Genomic DNA, 21,187 nt, shown 5'->3' with positions numbered 1-21,187 from the left:
CGATCTCCGGTACGGCGGCCAGCGCGTCCCCCACCTCGTCGAGATGCCCCTGCGTGACCTCGATGTGCACGAACGCGAGCACCGGGTGGCCGAGGCCGCTCAGCCGCCGCCGGACTCCTGGGAGTTGTCTTCAAATGTCACGCCCACATCAGCAGCGATGCGAGGGTGACGGCTGCCTGGTAGGACTCGGCGGTCTTGTCGTAGCGGGTCGCGATGCCGCGCCACCGCTTCAGGCGGTTGAAGCACCTTTCCACCACGTTGCCTTGCTTGTAGAGCTGATTGTCGAAGACTGGCGGGCGCCCGCCGTGGCTGCCGCGTCCGAGGCGGTTGCGGACCTGGTCGGCCCGCTCGGGAATGGTGTGACCGATACCCCGCCGCCTGAGCCAGGTGCGGATGGCCCGCGAGCTGTCGCCCTTGTCGCCCAGGACGTGGGCGGGCCGTGTCCGGGGCCGTCCCGGACCCAGGCGCGGCACCCGTACCGCTTCCATCACGGCGGTGAACTGGGTGCGGTCGTCGGTGTTGCCGGACGTGAGGGTGAAGGCCGGCGGGCGGCCGGCACCGTCGCAGGCCAGGTGGATTTTGCTGGTCAGGCCGCCCCGGGAGCGTCCGAGGCCGGGACTGCGGAGCCCCCTTTTCGAGCCCCGGCAGCATGCTGGCGGGCGCGGACGACGGTGGAGTCGACCGACACCAGCCACCCGATGTCCCCCGCCGCGTCGGCGTGCGCCCGGGCGGCCCGGAGCATCCGGTCGAAGGTGCCGTCCAAGGCCCACCGGCGAAAGCGGGTGTGCAGCGTGGCCCACGGGCCGTACCGCTCGGGCACGTCCCGCCAGACCGTCCCGGTACGGAACTTCCACACGATCCCGTTCAGCACGCTGCGGTCGTCCAGCCGCTTCCGGCCCCGCAGCGACACCGGCAGCAGCGGCCCGACAAACTCCCACTCGGCATCGGACAGTTCATGGCGACACATCACCCGAGCATGATCCACCACTCAAGATCTTTTGAAGACACGCCCTAGCGGGGCGCGCCGATCGCCGCTGCCTCCAACTCCCCGACCCGTACGAGGAGTTCGTCCCGGCCCATGGGGTCGGCCTCCGTCGACGGCACCGTGCAGGCGTGGGCTCCGGCGACCGCGCCGTAGCGGGCGCAGCGCGGCGGAGGTTCTCCGTTGAGCCAGCCGAAGAGGAAGGCGGCGGCGAAGGCGTCGCCCGCGCCGTTGGAGTCGACCACCGGCTTCGGCGGCGGCGCGGTCGGGATGTGGGTCAGTTCGTCGTCGGCCAGCAGGTAGGCGCCCTCCGCCCCGGCGGTGGCGATCACCAGCCGGGCCCGGCCCCGCTCGGCGATGCCCCGCATGGTGTGCTCGGGGGTGCCGGTCAGCGCGGTCGTCGACAGGAAGACGATGTCCGCGGCCTGGGCGAACTCCTCCTGGTACGCGTTCTTGCCGTCCCAGTTGTGCAGGTCCGTCGAGATCGTCACCCCTGCCTCGCGCAGGGTGGGCAGCGCGTGGGCGCAGGGCTGGGTGATGGAGACGTGGGCGTGGCGGCTCGCCTCGGCGAGGGCGCGGACCGTGGGTTCGGGCAGGCGGTCGTCGGGGTGGGCGCGGGTCGAGTCGTAGAGGGAGAGGCGGCGGCCGTCGGGGCCCACGAGGTTGACCGCGCGTTTGGTGCCGGCAGGTCCGGGGACTTCGGTGAGCGGGATGCCGTGGTCGCGGTGGAACGCGCGGACCAGGTCGCCCTCGGGGTCGGCGCCGAGCAGGTCGAGATGGTGGGTGCGCAGACCGAGCGCGCTCAGACCGAGGGCCACAAAGTCGCCGGTCTGCCCGGCGCGGGTGGTGATGCCGGGGTCGATCATGTAGCTGTCGGCGTACGGGAGCGGCAGTTCGGGGACGTGGACGATGGTGTCCACACCGGCGCCGCCCAGGACGAGGACGTCGATGTCTCTGTCGCGGCTCATGGCTCACAGCCTTCCCTCTGGTTGCGCAAGATTCTGCAACTCCTTTCAGTGCAGGGCAAGTTGGATCGGGGATCGGCTCCGCTCAGTCCTCGTGGTCGTACACCGTCACCGCGATTCCCCGCCGTACCAGCCGCTCGGTGACGAGTGGTTCGACCCGTGTCCACTTGCCGCCCGCGAGGCCGCAGCCGATGCGGGGCATGTGCACGGACGCGCCGAGTTCCGCCGCGCGGTCGGCCAGCGGGCCCAGGGCCGCGTCGATCGCCTCGTAGCGCACGGGGACGCCCTTGCTGCCCGTGCGTATCCCCCGCTGGCCGATCATGTTGGCCACCCAGACGTAGCGCTCGACCTGGACGAACTGGACGGCACCCAGCCCGAAGTCGTTGACCGCGCGGGCGCGGTGCCACGCCCGGTACTCCTGCTCCGGCTCCGGCCAGCGGCGCGACACGGCCAGCACGAAGCCCTTTCCCCAGCCCCCGATGTCGTTGCAGACATGCGCGATCACCTTGACGCCCTTGACCGACGGAACGGTCGCGTCACCCCGGACATAGTCGATCTCCCCCATGCCACCCACCGTAGACGGCACCACTGACAACGGCCCTGGCGCCGACAACGGCCCACGGTGGTTTCACAGCATTGGTGAGACAGCGATACTGCTGCGCATGACGACCGACACCGGGGAGCCGACGCCGCCGACGCTCACGATCGACGAACTGGCCGCGCGGGCGGGCACCACGGTCCGCACGGTCCGGTTCTACGGCACGAAAGGGCTGCTGCCGCCCCCGGTGATCGGGGCCCGGCGGGTCGGGCACTACGGGCAGGAGCATCTGGCGCGGCTCGCGCTGATCGAGGAGTTGCAGCACCAGGGCATGACGCTGGCGGCGATCGAGCGCTATGTGGCGCAACTGCCGCCGGACCTCAGCGCGCACGACCTCGCGATCCATCGCGCGGTGGTGGCGTCCTGGGCCCCGGACGGCACGGAGACCCTGGACCGGCGGGAGTTGGAGCAACGGGCCGGGCGGACACTGACCGAGGAGGACCTGGAACGGCTCGCCGCCATGGACGTGGTCCGGCCGGACGGCACCGCGTACCGCGTCGACTGCGGCCTGCTGCGCCTCGGTGTGCGACTGCTCGACGTGCCACTGTCCCAGGAGGCGATCCTCGCCGCGCGGAACGTACTGATCGAACACTCCCGTACGGCCGCCCACGAGTTGTCGCAGCTGTTTCGCGACGAGGTCTCCCAACGTGCCGCGCAGGACGTGAAGTCACTCTCCGAGCACATGCAACCCCTCGTGGTGCAGGCCCTCCTGACGGCCTTTCAGCGGTCGCTGCGGGAGGAGATTCAGCAGTGGCTCGGCGCCTCACAAGTAGGCGGACCCTCCTGACACGTTGAGGGTCTGCCCGGTCAGGAAGCCGCTGCCCTCGTCGACCACGTAGAGCAACGTCGAGACCAGGTCGGACGGTTGCTGCGTCCGTGGCACCACCTGCTGGTCGCGGACGCGCTCGAAGCCCCCGTCCGCGCCGACCGTCCGCTCCGCCGTCGCGGTGCGCACCATGCTCGGTGCGATCGCGTTGACGGTGATGTCGTACGGCCCGAGCGCCGCCGCGAGCGAGCGCGTGAAGCCGATCAGGCCCATCTTCGAGGCGACGTACGGGACCATCGTGGGCGGTGCGGTGAGGACGGCCGCCGAGACGATGTTGACGATACGGCCCCGGCCGGCGGCCTTCAGATACGGCAGGACCGCGCGGGTCAGCAGGAACGGCGCCTCCAGGTTGACGCGCATGACCCGGCGCCACTCCTCGGGGGTGATCTCCTCGAAGGGGCGTGCCGGGTAGACGCCGGCGTTGTTGACCAGGACGTGCAGGGTGCCGAATCGGCCGATGAGGTGGTCCAACGCCCGCTGGATCTCGGCCTCTTCGGTGACGTCGGCGATCAACTCCACGTAGCCCGGGACCCTTTCGGCGGTCTCCGGCTGCGGGACGAGGTCGAGTCCGGCGACCCGGTAGCCGTGCCCGGCGAGCGCGACGGCGAACTCCTGCCCGAGGCCCTGTGCCGCGCCGGTCACCAGAGCGGTACGCGTCTCCATGGGGGCGAGTGTGACGATCCGTCAGGCGTCGGGCAAGAGCGCATTTCACTCGCTGAAACGCCCTGGTTGCCGCGCACGCCCGGTGGGCCCACCCTGCGTGACGACCCCAGCACCAGCCGCTTACGGGAGCCGTACCCGATGACCGAGACCGAGCGTGCCGTGGACGACGCGGACGATGCGGACGACGCCGAGCGCGCCCGCGAACAGGGCGGCGGGCAGGGCCGGTTGACCCCGCCTCGGCATCGCTGGGTACGGGACGAGTTCGGTGTGCTGCTCGTGCTGGGGCTGCTGATCGCCGGGATCGGCATCCCGTACCCGGACTTCCTGGACACGGACAACCTCCTGTCCACCGCCCACAACTCCGTCTACATCTCGCTGATGGCGTGCGGGATGGTCTTCGCGCTGTCGATGCGCGAGGTCGATCTGTCGGTCGGCGGCAGCTACGCGATGTGCCTGGTCGTCGGGGCGCTGCTGGTGCGGGACGGCACCCCGCCGTGGCTCGCGGTGCCGGTGATGCTGGTCACCGGGATCGCGCTGGGCGTGTTCAACGCGCTGGTGACGACGCTGCTGGCGCTGCCGTCGTTCATCGTCACGCTGGGCACGCTGATGCTGTTCCGGGGTGTCGGGCTGGCCCTCGCCGACGGCAAGCAGATCACCGATCTCCCCCTGAACGACTCGTTCTTCACCTTCGCGGGCGGTGATCCGGGCGGGGTGCCGTTCGCGCTGTGGGTGCTCCTCGCGGTGATCGTCGTGCTGGCGGTCGTGCTGTCCCGGACGCGCTTCGGGGCCCGGGTGCGGGCGATCGGGTCCAACCCCGACGCCGCCGCGTTCAGCGGCATCCCGGTCGTCCGCACCCGTATCCAGGCCCTGGCCCTGTCCGGTCTCACCACGGCCTGCGCCGCCGCGCTCGCGCTCGCGTTCTACGGCGCCGGGGATCCAACTCTGGGCCAGGGCTACGAGTTGCAGGCGATCGCCGCGTGCATCATCGGCGGCACTCCACTGGCCGGGGGCCGCGGCTCGGTGGTCGGTGCGGTGGCCGGGGCGATGATCCTGTCAGTCGTCGCCTCCGGCCTGGTCTTCTTCGAAGTGCCCATCAACTGGACGTCGTTCGCGACCGGCGGGGTGATCCTTGTCGCCGTCGCGGCCGACAGCGCGCTGCGCCGCACCGGACGCCGTCGTAGGTGAAGCCCCCTTGGCCCAAGTTCCTCTCCGCTCCAAGTCCCCCTGTGGTCCAGCCTTTTGGAGGCCGTGATGCACCCCCGTTCACGTACGTGGTCCGCGGCGCTCGGCGCCCTGGTCCTGCTGGCCGCCGCGGGCTGCGGCAGCGGTGACTCCGGCGGCAGCGGCGGCCGGTTGAAGATGGGGATCTCGGTCGCCAACATCTCCCTCAACTTCGCCCACGAGATGGTGCTCGGCGCGGAGAGCGCGGCGAGCCACGCGGGGAAGGTCGACTTCAAGGCCGTGGGACCGCCGAACACGGACGGACCGGCGGAGGTGCAGCTGTTCCAGAACCTCACCGCGGTCGCGAAGGACGGCATCGTCCTGGAGAACCTCGACCCGCCGATTTTCACCCGGCCCGCCGCCCGCGCCGTCGACCAGGGCATCCCGATCGTCGCCCTGGACACGTCCCCCACCGACGGCAGCAAGGTCGACTTCTATGTGGGGAACGACAATTACGCGCTCGGCGAGCTGATGGCGAAGGAGGCGCTGAAACGGCTGGGCGCCAACCCGAAGGGCCAGATCGTCATCGGTGTGCCCAACCCGGGAACGCCGGTGCTGGACAACCGGGCCAAGGGCATCTCCGACACGTTCAAGAAGGAGGCGCCCGGCGTCAAGGTCCTGGGACCGTTCCAGACGTACAGCGATCCCGGCCAGAACTACAGCTCCTGGTCGGCGCAGGTGAACGCGCACCCGGACGCGCTCGCCTTCCTCGGCGTCGGTGACGCGGACAGCTACAACCTCGCCAAGATCAAGAAGGCGGAGCACGGCAAGTGGCTGACGGCCGGCTTCGACGTCGACCCGAAGACCCTGGACGCGGTGAAGGACGGCTCCAACTTCGTGACCATCGACCCGCAGCACTTCCTGAAGGGCTATCTGTCGACGGCGATGCTGATCGAGGCCGTGCGCGACAAGAAGGGGAAGCTGCCGGACGGTTGGTTCCTCTCCCCCGGTGGAGTCGTCGACTCGTCCAACATCGACGAGATCATCGCGCGCCAGAAGTCGGCGCAGGCGGCCTACGACTGGTACAAGCCGACGATCGACAAGCTCCTCGGCGACCAGGCGGCCAACCTCAAGCCGCTGAAGGACGCGCGCTGACATGGTCCACGACGACATCCTCGTGGCGGAGGAACTGGTCAAGTCCTACGGCGGGGTACGGGCGTTGGACGGCGCGTCGATCCGGCTGCGCGGCGGCGAGGTGCACGCGCTGGTCGGTGAGAACGGCGCCGGGAAGTCCACGCTGGTGCGCATCCTGTCGGGGACCCTGGGCGCGGATGGCGGGACCGTGCGGGCGGCCAAGGACACCCGGATCGCGGTCGTCTCCCAGGAGTTGAGCCTCTTCCCGGACCTCACCGTCCGCGAGAACCTCTTCCCCCAGCACCCACCCCTGCGCCTGGGCCTGTTGGACCGCCGCGCCATGGACCGAGCGGCCCGACCCGTCCTCGCGGAACTCGGCCTCGACGTGGACCCGCGCACCGAACTGGGAGAACTCTCCCTCGCGGACCAGCAGTTGACGGAGATCGCGCGCGCTCTGCTACGCCGCCCCGGGCTGCTGATCCTCGACGAGCCCACCTCGGCGCTCCCGGCCACCGCCGTCGACCGCCTCGAACGCGTCCTGCGGGCACTGACCGACCGGGGCATCGCCGTCCTGTACGTCTCCCACTTCCTGGACGAGGTGATGCGCTTCGCGCGGCGGGTGACGGTCCTGCGAGACGGGCGGGTCGTACTGGCCGGTATGGAACGGTCCAAGGTCGATGTACCGGAGCTGGTGTCGGCGATGCTGGGCGGCCGGCCGGAGCAACCGCCGCGCCGGGCACGGTCGTTGGTGGACCGGCCGCCACCCGTGGTGCTCTCCGGGGTGACCGTGCCCGGACGGCTGGCCGACGTGACGTTCACCGTGCGGGCGGGTGAGGTGGTCGGGGTCGCGGGGCTGCAAGGGGCGGGCCATCTCGACGCGTTGGCGGTGGTGTGCGGGCGTACGGCGGTCGCCGGGGGCCGGGTGGACGTCGGCGGGCGGGGGCTGCCGCGCTCGCTGCGGGGCGCGGTGCGCGCGGGTGTCGCCTTCGTGCCGAGCGACCGCAAACGGTACGGGCTGATGGTGGACCGTACGGTATGGGAGAACACCACGGCGGTCAGCTGGCTGGCCCTCGGCCGGGGCGGGATCGCCCCCGCCCGCTCCGAACTCGTGCGCCGCACGGCCGAGTTGACCGAACGGCTGCGGCTGCGCGGCGGGCCCTACGACCTGGTCGCCCGGCTGTCCGGCGGCAACCAACAGAAGGTCGTCTTCGCCAAGTGGCTCGCGACCGAACCGAAGATCGTCGTCCTGGACGATCCGACCCGGGGCGTCGACGTCGGCGTACGCGCCGAAATGCACCGCATCGTCGGCGAGTTGGCGGCGGGTGGTGCGGCCGTCCTCATCGCCTCGACCGACCTCGCGGAGCTGACGGAGGTCTGCGACCGGGTGCTGGTGTTCGTGCGCGGGAAGGTCACCGAGGAGGTGCGCGGGGAGCAACTGACCGAGCAGGGGCTGGCGGTGGCGATGCAGCGGCCGGACGGTGCGTGGGTGACGGGGACGGGCTCCGGCTCGGGGGACGGGGCGGGCTGACGGCGACGCGGGGTTCGGCGGCCGGGACTGACTCATCGGCCGAGGCTTCAGGGGGCGCGAGGTGGCGTCGGCGGGCCGACGGCGCCGATCGGGAGCGGATCGCGGCCAGTGCTGTGGGCGTCCGCGAAGCCATCCGGTGTCAGCCGGTGCCACCCGGTGCCGCTGGGCATCCGCCCCGACTCGAAGCCCGACCAGTGCCGTGCGCGTCCGCGAACTCGCCTGCTGGCACCGCCCGGAGCCTCCGCCCCGTCAGACCGACAGGCTCGTCAGACCGACAGGCTCGTCCGACCGACAGGCTCGTCAGACGGACAGGCTCGTCAGACGGACAGGCTCCGCGTGATCGCCCGCGCCGCCGCGCACAGCCGGGCCCCGATGCGGTCCACGTCAAGGCGGCGGGTGCCGCCGGTGACGGAGATCGCGGCGATCGGGCGGGAGCCGCGGTCGGGGGCGTAGACCGGGGCCGCGACCGCCGAGATGCCGACCTCGGCCTCCTCCAGGTTGACGCCGTAGCCGCGGGCCCGGGTGAGGGCGAGGTCGCGAGCCAGCTGGCCGGGGAGGACCAGGGTGCGTGGGGTGAGGCGGGGCAGGGCGCGGCGGGGCGGTCGGGGGTCCTGGGCGAGGAAGACCTTGCCGGTGGCGGTGCAGTGGGCCGGGAGCCGGCCGCCGGTGCGGGAGACGATCGGGGTGGCGCGGCGGCCGGTGATCTTCTCCAGGAAGAGGGTGTCGGTGCCGTCCGGGACGGCGAGGTGCACGTTCTCGTGGGTCGCCTCATGCAGGTCGCCCAGGTAGGGCAGTGCCGCGTCCCGCAACTCCCGTACGGACGGGGAGGATTGACCGAGGACGAAGAGAGCGAGCCCGATGCGGTAGCTGCCGTCCGTCATGCGCTCGACCAGGCCGAGCCGGACCAGTTCGCCGATCAGCCGGTGCGCCGTCGGTTTGGGCAGGCCGGTGCGCGCGGCCAGTTCGGCGAGGGAGAGCGCGGTCCCGGCGTCGCCGCAGGCGCGGAGCAGCAACACCCCGCGTGCGAGTACCGACTTCGGCAACTGCCCGTCCGTCATGGACCGATGGTGGTCGCTCGCGCGCACGGGTGACAAGGTGTGGGTCACGGTGAGTCGCGACCGCAATCGAAGCGGTATCTCTACGAGGTGCGAAGCGGTACGTCGACGAGCATCGGGCGCGTCAACTCGTCGGCCCCGGCGACCAGTTCGCGCAGGTGGTCCGCGCTCTCCGCCCGGACCGCGTCGACCCCGAAGAAGCGCGCGGCCAACGTGAAGTCCAGGGCGCCGAGTTCGGTGCCGGGGCAACTGCCGCTGCCGCCCATCGCGTTGTAGGTGTCCTGGAGGGTGCGGTAGCTGCCGTTGCCCATCACCACGAAGAGCACGGGCACTTGCTGCCGTGCCGCGCTCCACAGTCCCTGGAGTCCGAACAGCGCGCAGCCGTCCCCGAGGACCGAGACGACCGGCCGTCCGGGGTCGGCGAGCGAGCGGCCCACGGCGGCGCCGATGCCCCAGCCCAGACCGCCGCCGACGGTGTGGGTGTAGCTGCCGGGCCGGTCGAGCCGTAACAGTCGACGGAGCAACAGGCCGACGGTGATGGCCTCTTCGACCACCACGGCGTCCGGCGGCAGGCCGTGCGCCACCGCGTGGGCGGCGGCCCAGGGGGCGAGGGGTGCCGTCGAGTAGGCGGCGCGGGCGGCGGACTCGGCGCGGGCCCGTTCGGCGGTGTGCCGTTCGCCGGCGCGCAGGACGCGGGCCTTCGCGGTGTGGTCGGGGACCTGTTCGCGCAGCAGCTCGGCGAGCCGGTGCAGCGAGGGCGCGAGGGCGCCCACGAGCCCCGCGTCGGCGGGGAAGTTGCGGCCGATCTCCTCGGCGTCCGAGTCGAGTTGGACGACGGTGATGCCTGGCGGCAGGGCGGGCCCGGGGCTGTAGTGGTGGGGCGTGAAGGCGTGGGCGCCGACGATCAGGACGGCGTCGTAGGCCGAGAGCGCGGCCCGGATCGCGTCGTGGCGGGGTGGCAGCATCCCGGCGTAAAGCGGGTGTGTGGCGGGGAAGTTGAGGCAGTCGGCCATCGGCTGGTGGTGGACGGTCGCCCCACAGGCTTCCGCCGTGCGGACGAGCGCGCCGACCGCGTCCTCGCGGCCCACTCCGTCCCCGGCGACGATCACGGCACGGGCCGCACCGCCGAGCAGTACGGCGGCCCGGTCGAGTCCGGCGGCGGGACCGGGCAGCGGCGGTGCGGTGCGGGCGGGGACCTCGACCTCGGTGTCCTCGGTCAGCAGGTCCATGGGCAGGGAGAGGAACACCGGCCCGGCGGGCGGGCGTTGGGCCTGCGCGAAGGCGCGGCGCAGGGCGAGGGGCAGATCGCGGGCGTGCTGGATGTCGTACGTCGCCTTCGCCGCGGGCCGGGCGAGGCCGAGGAGGTCGCCGGAGAGCATGGGATCCTGCTGGAGGTGGCGGCGGTCCTGCTGGCCGGCCGTGACGACGAGCGGGGTGCGCGAACGGCGGGCGTTGAGCAGGCCGATGAGGCCGTTGGCGAGCCCGGCGGCGATGTGCAGGCTGACGAACGCGGGGCGGCCGGTGCCGCGCGCGTAGCCGTCGGCCATGGAGACGACCGCGCCCTCGTGCACGCCGAGGACGTACTCGGGAGCGTCCTCGGCCTCCGACAGGGCTGCCAGGAAAGGGAGTTCGGTGGTGCCGGGGTTGCCGAAGATCCGGTCCACGCCCTCGCCGCGCAGGATGTCGAGGAAGGCGAGGGCGGGGCGGTGACCCATGGGGGCTCCTCGGGGGACGGGACCGGTGACCGGTTCGCCGGTCAGCGTCGGGGTCCCGTCCCCGCGAGGCAAGGGCAGCGTGTCGCTCAGCGATACGTCGACACCTCAGCGCGCGTCGCCGAACCGCTCCCCCTTCTCGGCCTTCTCCACGAGCAGCGCGGGCGGCGTGAACCGCTCCCCGTAGCGCTCGGCGAGCGCACGCGCGCGTGCCACGAAGCCGGGCAGGCCGCCCTCGTAGCCGTTGATGTACTGGAGGACACCACCGGTCCAGCCGGGGAACCCGATCCCGAAGATGGACCCGATGTTGGCGTCCGCGACGGACGTCAGAACGCCCTCCTCAAGAAGCTTGACCGTGTCCAACGCCTCGGAGAACAGCATGCGTTCCTGCATGTCCGTGAAGGGGATCTCAGCGCCTTCACGGGTGAAGTGCTCGCGCAGGCCCGGCCACAGGCCGGTGCGCTTGCCGTCGTCGCCGTAGTCGTAGAAGCCCGCGCCACCGCTGCGCCCGGGGCGGCCGAACTCGTCGACCATACGGTCGATGACGGCCTCGGCGGGGTGGCCGGGCCAAGTGCCGCCCGCCTCCTCGACGGCCCGCTTCGACTCGTTGCGGATCTTGCGCGGGAGCGTGAGCGTCAACTCGTCCATCAGGGAAAGGACCTTGGCCGGGTAACCGGCCTGTGCGGCGGCCTGCTCGATCGACGCGGGCTCGATGCCCTCGCCGACCATCGCGACGCCCTCGTTGATGAACTGGCCGATCACCCTGGAGGTGAAGAAGCCGCGCGAGTCGTTGACGACGATCGGGGTCTTCTTGATCTGCCGGACCAGGTCGAAGGCGCGCGCGAGCGCCTCGTCTCCGGTGCGCTCGCCCTTGATGATCTCGACGAGGGGCATCTTGTCGACCGGCGAGAAGAAGTGCAGCCCGATGAAGTCGACTTGACGCTCCACGCCCTCTGCGAGGGCCGTGATGGGGAGAGTCGAGGTGTTGGAGCAGAGCAGCGCGTCGGGCTCCACGATGTGCTGGATCTCCTGGAACACCTTGTGCTTGAGCGAGGTGTCCTCGAAGACGGCCTCGATCACCGCGTCGCAGCCCGCGAGTTGCTGCGGGTCGGCGGTGGGCGTGATGCGGGCGAGCAGCGCGTCCGCCTTCTCCTGGGTCGTACGACCGCGGGAGACGGCCTTGGCGCAGAGCTTCTCGGAGTAGGCCTTGCCCTTGGCCGCCGCCTCCGGAGTGACGTCCTTCAGGACGACGTCGATGCCCGCGCGGGCGCACGAATAGGCGATGCCGGCGCCCATCATCCCGGCGCCGAGGACGGCGACCTTGCGGACCGGGCGGGACTCGATGCCCTGGGGGCGGTTGGCGCCGGAGTTGACGGCCTGGAGGTCGAAGAAGAACGCCTGGATCATGTTCTTCGAGGTCTGACCTGCGGCCAACTCGACGAAGTAGCGGGCCTCGATGAGCTGCGCGGTCTCGAAGTCGACCTGGGCGCCCTCGACGGCGGCGGCGAGGATGTTGCGCGGGGCCGGGTAGGGGGCGCCGTTGGTCTGCTTGCGCAGGCTGGCCGGGAAGGCGGGCAGGTTGGCCGCGAACTTCGGGTTGGCCGGAGTGCCGCCCGGGATGCGGTAGCCGGGCTTGTCCCAAGGCTGGGCCGACTCGGGGTTGGCGTCGATGAAGGCGCGGGCCTTGGCGATCAACTCGTCCGGAGTGGCGGCCACTTCGTGGACGAGGCCGTTGTCGAGGGCGCGCCGGGGGCTGTACTGGGTGCCCTGGAGCAGCACCTTCAGCAGGGCGTCGGTGATGCCCAGCAGCCGTACCGTGCGGACGACTCCGCCGCCTCCGGGGAGCAGGCCGAGGGTGACCTCCGGGCAGCCGATCTTCGAGCCGGGGGCGTCGAGGGCGACGCGGTGGTGGCAGGCGAGGGCGAGTTCGTAACCGCCGCCCAGGGCAGCGCCGTTGAGCGCGGCGACGACCGGCTTGCCCAGGGTCTCGATGCGGCGCAGGTTCCGCTTGATGGCGAGACCGCCGTCGAGCAACTCCTGCGCGGTGTCCGGGGTGACGCGGATCAGGTCGCGCAGGTCGCCGCCCGCGAAGAAGGTCTTCTTGGCGGACGTGAAGATGACTCCGCGGAGGGACTCCTTCTCGGCTTCGAGGCGGTCGGTGACCGCGGCGAGGGAGTCGCGGAAGGCCGCGTTCATGGTGTTCGCGGACTGGTTGGGGTCGTCGAGGACGAGCGTGACGACACCGGTGTCGTCCTGTTCCCAGCGGATGGTGGTGCTCTCGGTCATGAGGGGGTTCTCCGTAGAAGTCTCTGCTGCCGCTGGGGAGTTCAGACGCGCTCGACGATGGTGGCGATGCCCATGCCGCCGCCGACGCACAGCGTGGCGAGGCCGTAGCGCTTGTCCTGGCGCTCCAGTTCGTCGACGAGCGTGCCGAGGATGATCGCGCCGGTGGCGCCGAGCGGGTGGCCGAGCGCGATGGCGCCGCCGTTGACGTTGACCTTGTCCAGGGACAGGTCCATGTCGCGCACGAAGCGCAGGACGACCGCCGCGAACGCCTCGTTGATCTCGACGAGGTCGATGTCGTCGATGGTCAGGCCGGCCTTGGCGAGGGCCTTGCGGGTGGCGGGGGCGGGTCCGGTGAGCATGATGGTCGGCTCGGAGCCGGAGACGGCGGCGGAGACGATCCGCGCGCGCGGGGTGAGGCCGTAGCGCTCGCCGACCTCCTTGGAGCCGATGGCGACGAGGGAGGCACCGTCGACGATGCCGGAGGAGTTGCCCGCGTGGTGGACGTGGTCGATCTTCTCCACCCAGTGGTACTTCTGTAGCGCCACGGCGTCGAAGCCGCCGAGTTCGCCGATGTCCGCGAAGGACGGCTTGAGCCGGGCCAGGGAGTCGGCGGTGGTGCCCGGGCGCAGGTGCTCGTCGTGGTCGAGGACGACCAGCCCGCTGCGGTCCTTCACCGGCACCACGGACCGCTCGAAGCGGCCCTCCTTCCAGGCGGTGGCCGCGCGTTCCTGCGAGAGGGCCGCGTACTCGTCCACATCGCGCCGCGAGAATCCCTCGATCGTGGCGATCAGGTCGGCGCCGATGCCCTGGGGCACGAAGTTGACGGCGAGGTTCGTCATCGGGTCGTTGAACCAGGCGCCGCCGTCCGAGGCCATCGGCACCCGGGACATCGACTCGACTCCGCCCGCGAGGACGAGATCCTCCCAGCCCGAACGCACCTTGGCGGCGGCCATGTTGACGGCTTCGAGCCCCGAGGCACAGAAGCGGTTCTCCTGCACTCCAGCCACCGAGTCCGGGAGTCCGGCGGCCACGGCGGCGATCCGGGCGATGTCGGAGCCCTGGTCGCCGACCGGGCCGACGACACCGAGCACGATGTCGTCGATCGCGGCCGGGTCCAGGTCCGGGAAGCGGTCGCGGATCTCGTGGATCAGTCCGACGACCAGGTCGATGGGCTTCGTCCCGTGCAGGGATCCGTTCGCCTTGCCGCGCCCGCGCGGGGTGCGGATCGCGTCGTAGACATACGCTTCGGTGCTCACTGCCAAGCCTTTCACTGAGGGTTTTCGAGGACGCGTCGAGGTGTTCCCCGACCGGAGTCCTCAACGACGTCGGCAAGCCGGGGGACGTCCCAGTCACGGGCCACGTCCGAGGTGTCGGCGCCCGGCAGGGCGGGCCCGCCGCGCACCGAGGTGGGCGTTTCGGAGAACCGGGGCGCGGGCGCGGGCTGGGTGATCCCGCCGTGCTCGGTGAAGGTCCCGCGCGCGGCGAGATGCGGGTGCTTCGGGGCCTCACGGAGCGACAGCACGGGCGCCACGCACGCGTCCGTGTCCTCGAAGACCGCACTCCACTCGTCTCTCGTACGGCTGCGGAAGCGGGTCGCGACCGCCTCGCGCAGTTCGCCCCAACGGGTCCAGTCCCGGCGGGCGTCGGCGAAGTCGGTGAGGTCGAGCAGGCGCGTGAACTCGTCGTAGAACCGCGGCTCCAGGGCGCCGACCGCCATGTGCTTGCCGTCGGCGGTCTCGTAGGTGCCGTAGTACGGGCAGCCGCCGTCGAGGAGGTTGGCGGCGCGCCGGTCCTGCCAGCCGCCGGCGGCGAGCATGCCGTGGATCATCGCGGAGAGGTGTGCGGTGCCGTCGACGATGGCGGCGTCGACGACCTGGCCGATGCCGGTCACGCGCGCGTGATGCAGTGCGGCGAGGACGCCGACGACGAGGTAGAGCGAGCCGCCCGCGTAGTCGCCGAGCAGGTTGGCGGGGGCGGGCGGGGGCTCCCCGGGGCTGCCGATCATGCCGAGGGTGCCGGTGAGCGCGATGTACGCGATGTCGTGCCCGGCGCGGTCGGCCAGGGGGCCGTCCTGGCCCCAGCCGGTCATCCGGCCGTAGACGAGCCCGGGGTTGCGGGCGTGGCAGGCCTCGGGGCCGACGCCGAGGCGTTCGGTGACGCCGGGGCGGTTGCCCTCGATGAGGATGTCGGCGCGTTCGACCAGGTCGAGGACGCGCGCGGCGCCGTCGGGCGCCTTGAGGTCGACGAGGACCGAGCGTTTGTTGCGGTTGGTGATGTCGTGCTCGGGGGCGACACCGAGTCCGGGGCCGCCGGGCCGGTCGACGCGGACGACGTCGGCGCCGAGGTCGGCGAGGAGCATGGCCGCGAAGGGACCGGGGCCGATCCCGGCCAGCTCGACCACGCGCACGCCGGAGAGCGGGCCGTGCCCGGGCGTCGTTGCCGCTGTCATCCAGCCCCCAGCTGTGACACAACTGATGTAACACCGATGATGCTAAGAACGTGTTCCACTCGACACAAGACCTTGACGAGCAAGCGCTTAGTCAAAGTACCGCCGTCGGCCGCCGCCAGCCACGGCCGTCCGCGTCCAGTTCGGCCGTCAGGCGCTTCGGGGCGATCGCGCGGGCGGTATCGATATGCGGCTCCGCCGCGCGGCCTCGACGGCACCAGGCAGCCCGAGGGCGAACTCACGTACTTTCGCCCGCTTCTTCGGGGCGTTCCTGGGCACGGCCACCTGATACCTCCGGGCTCGTCGTCGGGCTCCGCACTCTTCACGCTAGCCTCAGCCACCGACAGCGGCGCGGGCTGCGGGACCCAGGAGTGTCATGAGCAGGCTGAACAGGACGGACCGTCCCTACGACATCGTGCTCTTCGGAGCCACGGGCTTCGTCGGCGCGCTCACCGCGGAGTACCTCGCCGCGCACGCGCCCGAGGGCCTGCGCTGGGCGATCGCCGGCCGCGACGAGCTGAAACTGAAGCGGCTGCGCGAGCGCCTGCCCGGCGGCACGGCGGTGGGCGTCCTGCGCGCCGACGTCTCCGATCCGTCCTCCGTGCGCGAACTCGCCCAGCACGCGCGCGTGGTGGCCACCACGGTCGGCCCCTACGTCAGCTACGGCGAGGATCTCGTCGCCGCCTGCGCGGACACCGGCGCCGACTATCTCGACCTCAGCGGTGAGCCGGAGTTCGTCGACCTGACGTACGTCCGGCACGACGCACGCGCGCGTGAGACCGGCGCACGGCTGGTGCACGCGGCCGGATTCGACTCGGTCCCGCACGACCTGGGGGCGTACTTCACCGTCCAGCAGCTGCCGGAGGGGGTGCCCCTGACGGTGGACGGCTTCGTGACCGCCGACGCGATGTTCTCCGGCGGTACGTTCGCCACGGCACTGGCCCAACTCGGGCGCGGACGGCAGGTGCTGGCCGCCGCGCGGGACCGGCGACGCCACGAACCGCGCCTGGTGGGACGCCGGGTCACCGCGCCCGCCGGGGCACCGCGGTTCGCCGGGGAGGTCGGTTCCTGGGCGGTGCCGCTGCCGACCATTGACCCGCAGATCGTTCAACGATCCGCCAAGGCCCTGGACCGCTACGGCCCCGACTTCCGCTACCGCCACTACGCGGCCGTACGACACCTCCCCGTGGCGCTCGGCGGAGTCACGGCGGTCGGCGCACTGGCCACCGCCGCTCAACTCCCGCCCGCCCGCCGCTGGTTGTCCGACCGCCTCAAACCCGGCGACGGACCGAGCCCGGAGAAGCGCGCGAAGAGCTGGTTCTCCGTGAGGTTCGTGGGCGAGGGCGGCGGCCGACGCGTCTTCACCGAGGTCGCGGGCGGCGACCCCGGCTACGACGAGACGGCGAAGATGTTCGCGGAAGCGGCCCTCTCCCTGGCCCTCGACGAACTCCCGCCCACCGCGGGCCAGGTGACGACGGCGGTCGCACTGGGCAACGCCCTCATCGAGCGACTGCGTGCGGCGGGCATCGTGTTCCGGGTGGCGGCGACCCGGTGAGGATGCCGGTTCCCCGTGCCACGATGGACGCCATGGAGACACCGGACACCGACTGGATCACCGTCGCGGCCTACGGGAATCTGCCCGGTCGCCCCACTCCGTGGGCGGCCACGCGCGCTTGACTGCGGGAGCGCGGCATCGACTGGATGCCCTTCGCCCAGGACGAGTTGAGCTGGGGCCTCGCCTGCGGCCCCGGGCCCGACGGCCACTGGCACGGCTGGTTCGACGTCCGGGTGCGCCCCGACGCGCTACGACGCCTCGGACTCCATCCGGACCAGCCCACCGCCGAACTCGTCGGCCTGTCCCCGCCGGGCTGGTGGCACGCCGACGCGGAACGCCGGTCCTCGAACTGGCCCCGCTGATCGGGGAGTTCGAAGTGCCCCTCGGGATGGTCTATAGTTGATCACGAGCCGGTCGCCGGAACACCCGGAGCCTGGTTACGCGTTGGTGGTCCAAGGAAAGACGTCCCGCTTCCTGCGGGGAGATGCAGGTGCAAGGCCTGCCCGGCGCTCAAGTCCGAGCCCCACACCGGTAGTTGCGGTGTGGGGCTCGTGTGTTTCCCGCCCCGGACGACGCCCGACCGGCTCACGGCCACAGCGTGTAGATCATCCCGCCGATCCAGGCGAGGCCCGCCGCCACGGACAGGACGAGCGCGATCGTCACGGCACGCTCGATCGGCTGGCTCGGGTGGGCAACGGGCTTCGGGGAACGGTGCGTTGTCATGCGGCACAGCCTGCCGATCACCTGGGCCCGGCCACATCCGTACAAGTACTCAGAACAGGTACTCAGTACCAACTCGCCCCGCGTACTCAGGCGGTGGCCTCCCGCAGCGCCCGCCGGCACAGCGCGTCGGCCCTGCGGGTCGTCTCCGGGAGACGGTACTCCGGGGTCAACGCGAGGGTGTGGGCACAGGCGTTGTCCAGGGTCACCCGGTGGCCGACCGAGACGAAGACCGGCTTCACGCCCTCGCGGGTGCGCAGCGCGCGGCCGACCTCCTCGGCGTCCGCACGGAGCGGGGACGCGGAGCCGCGCGGGACGCCCGGGTCGTCGTAGGCGAAGGTGAAGGGGTTCTTCGCGACGCCGATCGTGGGCAGGCCGGTGAGGACGCCGAGGTGGCTGGCGAGGCCGAAGCGGCGCGGGTGGGCCAGGCCGTAGCCGTCGCACACCACCAGGCCCGGCGGGCACGGCAGCGCGTCCAACGCGGCCAGCACCGTGGGGATTTCACGGAAGGCGAGCAGGCCCGGCACATACGGGAACGAGACCGTGCCGACGGCGGTGGCCTCGGCGACGACCGTGAGGTCCGCCGCGTCCAGCACGACCGCCGCTGCCACCACCACGTCCCGCTCGTCGTCGTAGGCGACGTCAACTCCCGTGACATGCCCGGCCCTTGGCGGCGGTCCCGGTTCGTCGGTCACCACCCGCTCCCGCAACTCGTCCTGGACTGCGCGGGCCTGCTCCTCGGTCGCGGGCCAGCCCGCGGGAATGCGTACGGTCGTCATGGTGGTGCCGAGCGTACGGGGATCTTCGGCGGCGAGGCCCACCGGACAGGAACCGTCAGTCCTCCAGCCGTGCCACGCGCCCCTTCTCGCCCGCCGCCCAGCAGCCCAGGTCGGCCGCGCAGTCCACGGTGTCGTACGAGCCGGTGTCGACGGTCTTCCAGGTGCGGCCCGCGTCGGTCGTGACGTCCGTGCCCGTGGGGCCGACCGCGAGGGCGGTGGAGCGGCTGTGGGGCAGCCAGGTCGCGCCGGAGCGGTAGGCGGGCGGCGGGGTGGTGGCGGGGGCCCAGGTGCGGCCGCCGTCGCCGGTGACGGCCGCCGCGAGCGGTGACGGCTGGTCGGCGTTGTAGTCGCCGCCGACCGCGAGTCCGTGCGTACGGTCGCGGAAGGCGAGCGCGAAGACGCCGCGCGCGGGGTCACCGGCCGGGATCGGCGTGTCGGTGGCCGTCCAGGTGAGGCCGCGGTCGGCGGAGTGCAGGACACGCGCGCGTGCACCCCCGCCGGTGGCCAGCCAGACGTCCCGGGGCCCGGAGCCGACCAGGCACTGGCCGCTGGCCGCGAAGCCCGCCTCCCCGTCGAGCGCGGCCGGCATCCCGGTGTTCGGCAGCACCTTCCAGGAACGGCCGCCGTCGCCGGTGGACAGGATGCGGAACTTTCCGTCGACCGGGTCGCTCATCGCGATCCCGTGGCGGCTGTCGAAGAAGGTCATGCAGTCGTAGAACGCGGCGGCGTCGGTGTTGCGGAAGGACTCCGTCCAGGTCGCCCCGCCGTCGTCGGTGCGGTAGACGCGGGACGCCTCGCCCTCGCCGATCGCGAGCACCACCGCGCGGTGCGCGTCGAACGCCTCGATGTCCCGGAACTGGAGGTCCGCCGCGCCGGGCGGCGAGACGTTCCGCCAGCTCGCCCCTCCGTCGGTGGTGCGCAGCACGGTGCCCGCGGTCCCGGCCACCCACGCGGTGTTCCGGCTGACCGCCGACAGTCCCCGGAAGCGCACACCGGCGGCCCCGCTGTCCTTCAGCTCCCAGTGCGGCGCCCGGTGCGCGGTCTCCCGTGCCTGCGCCGGTACGGCGGTCAGCAGGGCCAGCGCCGCCGCGCACATCACCCCGGTCGCCGCTCTCCCGTACGTACGTCCCACCCGTCGCGTGTTCCCCATGCGCCTCATGGCGGGCGAAGCTAGCCCACTCCCCGGAGGCCGTCCAGATGACCCACGCCCACCTTGAGGGCATATGGGCGACGGTGACAGAGGTCACTGGAAATTCATGTGCACGGAATGGCTGATTCCGGCGTCTCTTCCAGTGCGGACCCATCCGATCGGGGGTCCGCTCCGGAGTCTTTTCAGGAGTCCGTCCGGCCGTCATCGCAGTCCGCACCGCCGTCACCCGAGGGAGCAAGGCCTTGTCCATCGCAATCGAGCAGCCCGTAGAGGCCCGTCTCGTCGCCGCCGCACCGCGGATGCCGAGCATTCCCGCCACCCTGCACTACGACCGGCGCGACCCCTTCGCCGTCCGGATGACCTTCCCGGCGCCGGCCACCCTGGAGGGCGTCGAGGTCTGCTGGACCTTCGCCCGGGAACTCCTGGCGGCCGGTCTGCACGGCGCGGAGGGCCACGGCGACGTCCGGGTGCGGCCGTACGGCTTCGACCGCACCGTCCTGGAGTTCCACGCCCCCGAGGGGACCGCCGTCGTGCATGTCCGCTCGACCGAGATCCGCCGCTTCCTGCGGGCCACCGGCGAGCTGGTGCCCGCCGGTCTCGAACACCTCCAGCTCGACCTGGACCACGACCTCGCCGAGCTGATGCGGGACGCCTGCTGAGCCGACACCCCTACCCCAGCAGCGAGTTGAGTTCTCCGTAGCCCAGGCCTCCCACGACCGCGTCGTAGGTACCCGTGTCCAGCAGCTCCCGCGCGGCACGGCGGACCACGGCGTACGCGGCCAGGGCGACGCTGGAGCCCGCGCTCACCCGGGCGACGCCCAGCGCGGCCAGTTCGGCGACCGGTGGTGCGCCGGGGCCGACCAGCACATTGAGCGGACCGTCGATCCCGTCGGCGAGTTCCTGGACCGTTCCCGGTTCGACGACCCCGGGGACGAAGATCCCGTCCGCGCCCGCGGCCCGGAAGGCGGCGGCCCGTTCCAGGGTGGCGTCCACTCCCCCGGCGCCCCGCAGAAACGTGTCGATGCGCGCGTTGACGAACAGCGGCACCCCTTCCGCGTCGGCGGCCTCGCGGGCGGCGGCGATGCGCTCGGCCTGCTCCGCGACCGGGCGAAGGACGCCCTCACCGCCGTAGAGCGCGTCCTCGATGTTCACCCCCACGGCACCCGCGGCGAGCACCGCGCGGACCGTGTCGGCGACGCCCGCCGGGTCCTTCGCGAAGCCGCTCTCGATGTCGGCGCTCACCGGCACGGTCACGGTCGAGGTGATGCGGGCGACCGCTGCCATGGACCGGTCCAGGTCCAGCCGGTCGCCGTCCGCGACGCCCAGCGCCCAGGCGAGGCCCGCGCTGGTGGTCGCCACGGCGGCGGCACCCGCGTCCTCCACGATGCGGGCGCTCGCGGCGTCCCAGGCGTTCGGCAGGACGAGCGGGCGCCCCGCCACATGCAGCGCGTGGAAGGCCAGCGCCCGGTCACGGAGAATGTTCTGGTTCGTCATACGGCCCACTCAAGCAGCCGCGGGCGCCCGTCGGCTGGCAGGAATCCGACATCGACGTGTCGGCCGGAAGGCGCCCTCCAATTGCGTTGACAGGCGTCGGCGGCCCTCCGTAGCGTTTCTCCCGGTCCTGTTG

General features: G+C 71.9%; 19 protein-coding genes and 2 pseudogenes. 7 read left to right on the top strand and 14 right to left on the bottom strand.

Annotated features, from left to right (window positions below; all coding sequences use genetic code 11):
* The 4 genes and pseudogenes from ACWIHT_RS14620 to ACWIHT_RS14605 form a co-directional block, all read right to left on the bottom strand.
* Positions 1-100: pseudogene (locus tag ACWIHT_RS14620) on the bottom strand (Lrp/AsnC family transcriptional regulator); the annotation flags it as partial.
* Between the two features lie 37 nt (positions 101-137).
* A pseudogene (locus ACWIHT_RS14615) lies at positions 138-967 on the bottom strand (IS5 family transposase).
* A 44-nt stretch (positions 968-1,011) separates the two neighbouring features.
* Positions 1,012-1,950, bottom strand: coding sequence for a PfkB family carbohydrate kinase (locus ACWIHT_RS14610; protein WP_456167991.1), 939 nt, complete (start codon positions 1,948-1,950; stop codon positions 1,012-1,014).
* 82 nt (positions 1,951-2,032) lie between these two features.
* Complete coding sequence (locus tag ACWIHT_RS14605; protein ID WP_456167989.1) at positions 2,033-2,512, bottom strand: macro domain-containing protein; 480 nt, start codon at positions 2,510-2,512, stop codon at positions 2,033-2,035.
* 97 nt (positions 2,513-2,609) lie between these two features.
* Here ACWIHT_RS14605 and ACWIHT_RS14600 point away from each other — a divergent pair, with 97 nt between their 5' ends.
* Complete coding sequence (locus ACWIHT_RS14600) at positions 2,610-3,332, top strand: MerR family transcriptional regulator (RefSeq protein WP_456167987.1); 723 nt, start codon at positions 2,610-2,612, stop codon at positions 3,330-3,332.
* Here the strand turns inward: ACWIHT_RS14600 and ACWIHT_RS14595 are convergent.
* Complete coding sequence (locus tag ACWIHT_RS14595; RefSeq protein ID WP_456167985.1) at positions 3,309-4,034, bottom strand: SDR family NAD(P)-dependent oxidoreductase; 726 nt, start codon at positions 4,032-4,034, stop codon at positions 3,309-3,311. The genes ACWIHT_RS14600 and ACWIHT_RS14595 overlap by 24 nt on opposite strands.
* 138 nt (positions 4,035-4,172) lie before the next feature.
* On the opposite strand from ACWIHT_RS14595, the gene ACWIHT_RS14590 reads away from it, so the two are divergent.
* From ACWIHT_RS14590 to ACWIHT_RS14580, 3 genes are all read left to right on the top strand, one after another.
* Positions 4,173-5,219, top strand: a complete 1,047-nt coding sequence (locus tag ACWIHT_RS14590) for an ABC transporter permease (protein WP_456167983.1) — start codon at positions 4,173-4,175, stop codon at positions 5,217-5,219.
* 66 nt (positions 5,220-5,285) lie between these two features.
* Positions 5,286-6,350 (top strand): sugar ABC transporter substrate-binding protein, encoded by a 1,065-nt coding sequence (locus ACWIHT_RS14585; protein ID WP_456167981.1) that lies wholly within the window; start codon positions 5,286-5,288, stop codon positions 6,348-6,350.
* Position 6,351: 1 nt separating this feature from the next.
* Positions 6,352-7,857: a sugar ABC transporter ATP-binding protein gene (locus ACWIHT_RS14580; protein WP_456167979.1), complete on the top strand. Its 1,506-nt coding sequence runs from the start codon at positions 6,352-6,354 to the stop codon at positions 7,855-7,857.
* A 317-nt stretch (positions 7,858-8,174) separates the two neighbouring features.
* Here ACWIHT_RS14580 and ACWIHT_RS14575 read toward each other — a convergent pair whose 3' ends face one another.
* From ACWIHT_RS14575 to ACWIHT_RS14555, 5 genes are all read right to left on the bottom strand, one after another.
* Positions 8,175-8,915 (bottom strand): IclR family transcriptional regulator, encoded by a 741-nt coding sequence (locus ACWIHT_RS14575; RefSeq protein WP_456167977.1) that lies wholly within the window; start codon positions 8,913-8,915, stop codon positions 8,175-8,177.
* Between the two features lie 80 nt (positions 8,916-8,995).
* Positions 8,996-10,627, bottom strand: coding sequence for a thiamine pyrophosphate-binding protein (locus tag ACWIHT_RS14570; RefSeq protein ID WP_456167975.1), 1,632 nt, complete (start codon positions 10,625-10,627; stop codon positions 8,996-8,998).
* A 105-nt stretch (positions 10,628-10,732) separates the two neighbouring features.
* Positions 10,733-12,910, bottom strand: a complete 2,178-nt coding sequence (locus tag ACWIHT_RS14565) for a 3-hydroxyacyl-CoA dehydrogenase NAD-binding domain-containing protein (protein WP_456167973.1) — start codon at positions 12,908-12,910, stop codon at positions 10,733-10,735.
* Between the two features lie 41 nt (positions 12,911-12,951).
* Complete coding sequence (locus ACWIHT_RS14560) at positions 12,952-14,166, bottom strand: acetyl-CoA C-acetyltransferase (protein WP_456167971.1); 1,215 nt, start codon at positions 14,164-14,166, stop codon at positions 12,952-12,954.
* Between the two features lie 11 nt (positions 14,167-14,177).
* Positions 14,178-15,359, bottom strand: a complete 1,182-nt coding sequence (locus tag ACWIHT_RS14555) for a CaiB/BaiF CoA transferase family protein (RefSeq protein WP_456167969.1) — start codon at positions 15,357-15,359, stop codon at positions 14,178-14,180.
* A gap of 373 nt (positions 15,360-15,732) precedes the next feature.
* Here ACWIHT_RS14555 and ACWIHT_RS14550 point away from each other — a divergent pair, with 373 nt between their 5' ends.
* Positions 15,733-16,911, top strand: coding sequence for a saccharopine dehydrogenase family protein (locus ACWIHT_RS14550; protein ID WP_456167967.1), 1,179 nt, complete (start codon positions 15,733-15,735; stop codon positions 16,909-16,911).
* A 146-nt stretch (positions 16,912-17,057) separates the two neighbouring features.
* On the top strand, positions 17,058-17,273 hold the full coding sequence (locus ACWIHT_RS14545; protein WP_456167965.1) for a hypothetical protein: 216 nt from the start codon (positions 17,058-17,060) through the stop codon (positions 17,271-17,273).
* A gap of 223 nt (positions 17,274-17,496) precedes the next feature.
* Here ACWIHT_RS14545 and mmpA read toward each other — a convergent pair whose 3' ends face one another.
* The 3 genes from mmpA to ACWIHT_RS14530 all read right to left on the bottom strand — a co-directional run bounded on the left by mmpA (position 17,497) and on the right by ACWIHT_RS14530 (position 19,560).
* Complete coding sequence (mmpA, locus tag ACWIHT_RS14540; protein WP_200709604.1) at positions 17,497-17,634, bottom strand: morphogenic membrane protein MmpA; 138 nt, start codon at positions 17,632-17,634, stop codon at positions 17,497-17,499.
* An 86-nt stretch (positions 17,635-17,720) separates the two neighbouring features.
* Positions 17,721-18,410, bottom strand: coding sequence for an endonuclease V (locus ACWIHT_RS14535; protein WP_456167962.1), 690 nt, complete (start codon positions 18,408-18,410; stop codon positions 17,721-17,723).
* 55 nt (positions 18,411-18,465) lie between these two features.
* The gene (locus ACWIHT_RS14530; protein WP_456167960.1) at positions 18,466-19,560 is read right to left on the bottom strand and encodes a WD40/YVTN/BNR-like repeat-containing protein; all 1,095 of its coding nucleotides are present in this window, start codon (positions 19,558-19,560) and stop codon (positions 18,466-18,468) included.
* Positions 19,561-19,802: 242 nt separating this feature from the next.
* On the opposite strand from ACWIHT_RS14530, the gene ssgD reads away from it, so the two are divergent.
* Complete coding sequence (gene ssgD / locus ACWIHT_RS14525) at positions 19,803-20,219, top strand: spore wall synthesis regulator SsgD (RefSeq protein WP_456167958.1); 417 nt, start codon at positions 19,803-19,805, stop codon at positions 20,217-20,219.
* Between the two features lie 10 nt (positions 20,220-20,229).
* On the opposite strand, the gene ACWIHT_RS14520 is transcribed toward ssgD, so the two are convergent.
* On the bottom strand, positions 20,230-21,054 hold the full coding sequence (locus ACWIHT_RS14520) for an isocitrate lyase/PEP mutase family protein (protein ID WP_456167956.1): 825 nt from the start codon (positions 21,052-21,054) through the stop codon (positions 20,230-20,232).
* Between the last annotated feature and the right edge of the window lie 133 nt (positions 21,055-21,187).

The organism is Streptomyces sp. NPDC002276 (assembly GCF_053891435.1).
Note: the sequence above shows the minus strand (reverse complement) of the source record. Positions and strands in the feature narration are given on the sequence as shown.

Coding starts and splice junctions, on each gene's coding strand:
- ACWIHT_RS14610 (WP_456167991.1), bottom strand. CDS start 1,950: ATGAGCCGCGACAGAGACATCGACGTCCTCGTCCTGGGCGGCGCCGGT.
- ACWIHT_RS14605 (WP_456167989.1), bottom strand. CDS start 2,512: ATGGGGGAGATCGACTATGTCCGGGGTGACGCGACCGTTCCGTCGGTC.
- ACWIHT_RS14600 (WP_456167987.1), top strand. CDS start 2,610: ATGACGACCGACACCGGGGAGCCGACGCCGCCGACGCTCACGATCGAC.
- ACWIHT_RS14595 (WP_456167985.1), bottom strand. CDS start 4,034: ATGGAGACGCGTACCGCTCTGGTGACCGGCGCGGCACAGGGCCTCGGG.
- ACWIHT_RS14590 (WP_456167983.1), top strand. CDS start 4,173: ATGACCGAGACCGAGCGTGCCGTGGACGACGCGGACGATGCGGACGAC.
- ACWIHT_RS14585 (WP_456167981.1), top strand. CDS start 5,286: ATGCACCCCCGTTCACGTACGTGGTCCGCGGCGCTCGGCGCCCTGGTC.
- ACWIHT_RS14580 (WP_456167979.1), top strand. CDS start 6,352: ATGGTCCACGACGACATCCTCGTGGCGGAGGAACTGGTCAAGTCCTAC.
- ACWIHT_RS14575 (WP_456167977.1), bottom strand. CDS start 8,915: ATGACGGACGGGCAGTTGCCGAAGTCGGTACTCGCACGCGGGGTGTTG.
- ACWIHT_RS14570 (WP_456167975.1), bottom strand. CDS start 10,627: ATGGGTCACCGCCCCGCCCTCGCCTTCCTCGACATCCTGCGCGGCGAG.
- ACWIHT_RS14565 (WP_456167973.1), bottom strand. CDS start 12,910: ATGACCGAGAGCACCACCATCCGCTGGGAACAGGACGACACCGGTGTC.
- ACWIHT_RS14555 (WP_456167969.1), bottom strand. CDS start 15,359: ATGACAGCGGCAACGACGCCCGGGCACGGCCCGCTCTCCGGCGTGCGC.
- ACWIHT_RS14550 (WP_456167967.1), top strand. CDS start 15,733: ATGAGCAGGCTGAACAGGACGGACCGTCCCTACGACATCGTGCTCTTC.
- ACWIHT_RS14545 (WP_456167965.1), top strand. CDS start 17,058: ATGCCCTTCGCCCAGGACGAGTTGAGCTGGGGCCTCGCCTGCGGCCCC.
- mmpA (WP_200709604.1), bottom strand. CDS start 17,634: ATGACAACGCACCGTTCCCCGAAGCCCGTTGCCCACCCGAGCCAGCCG.
- ACWIHT_RS14535 (WP_456167962.1), bottom strand. CDS start 18,410: ATGACGACCGTACGCATTCCCGCGGGCTGGCCCGCGACCGAGGAGCAG.
- ACWIHT_RS14530 (WP_456167960.1), bottom strand. CDS start 19,560: ATGGGGAACACGCGACGGGTGGGACGTACGTACGGGAGAGCGGCGACC.
- ACWIHT_RS14520 (WP_456167956.1), bottom strand. CDS start 21,054: ATGACGAACCAGAACATTCTCCGTGACCGGGCGCTGGCCTTCCACGCG.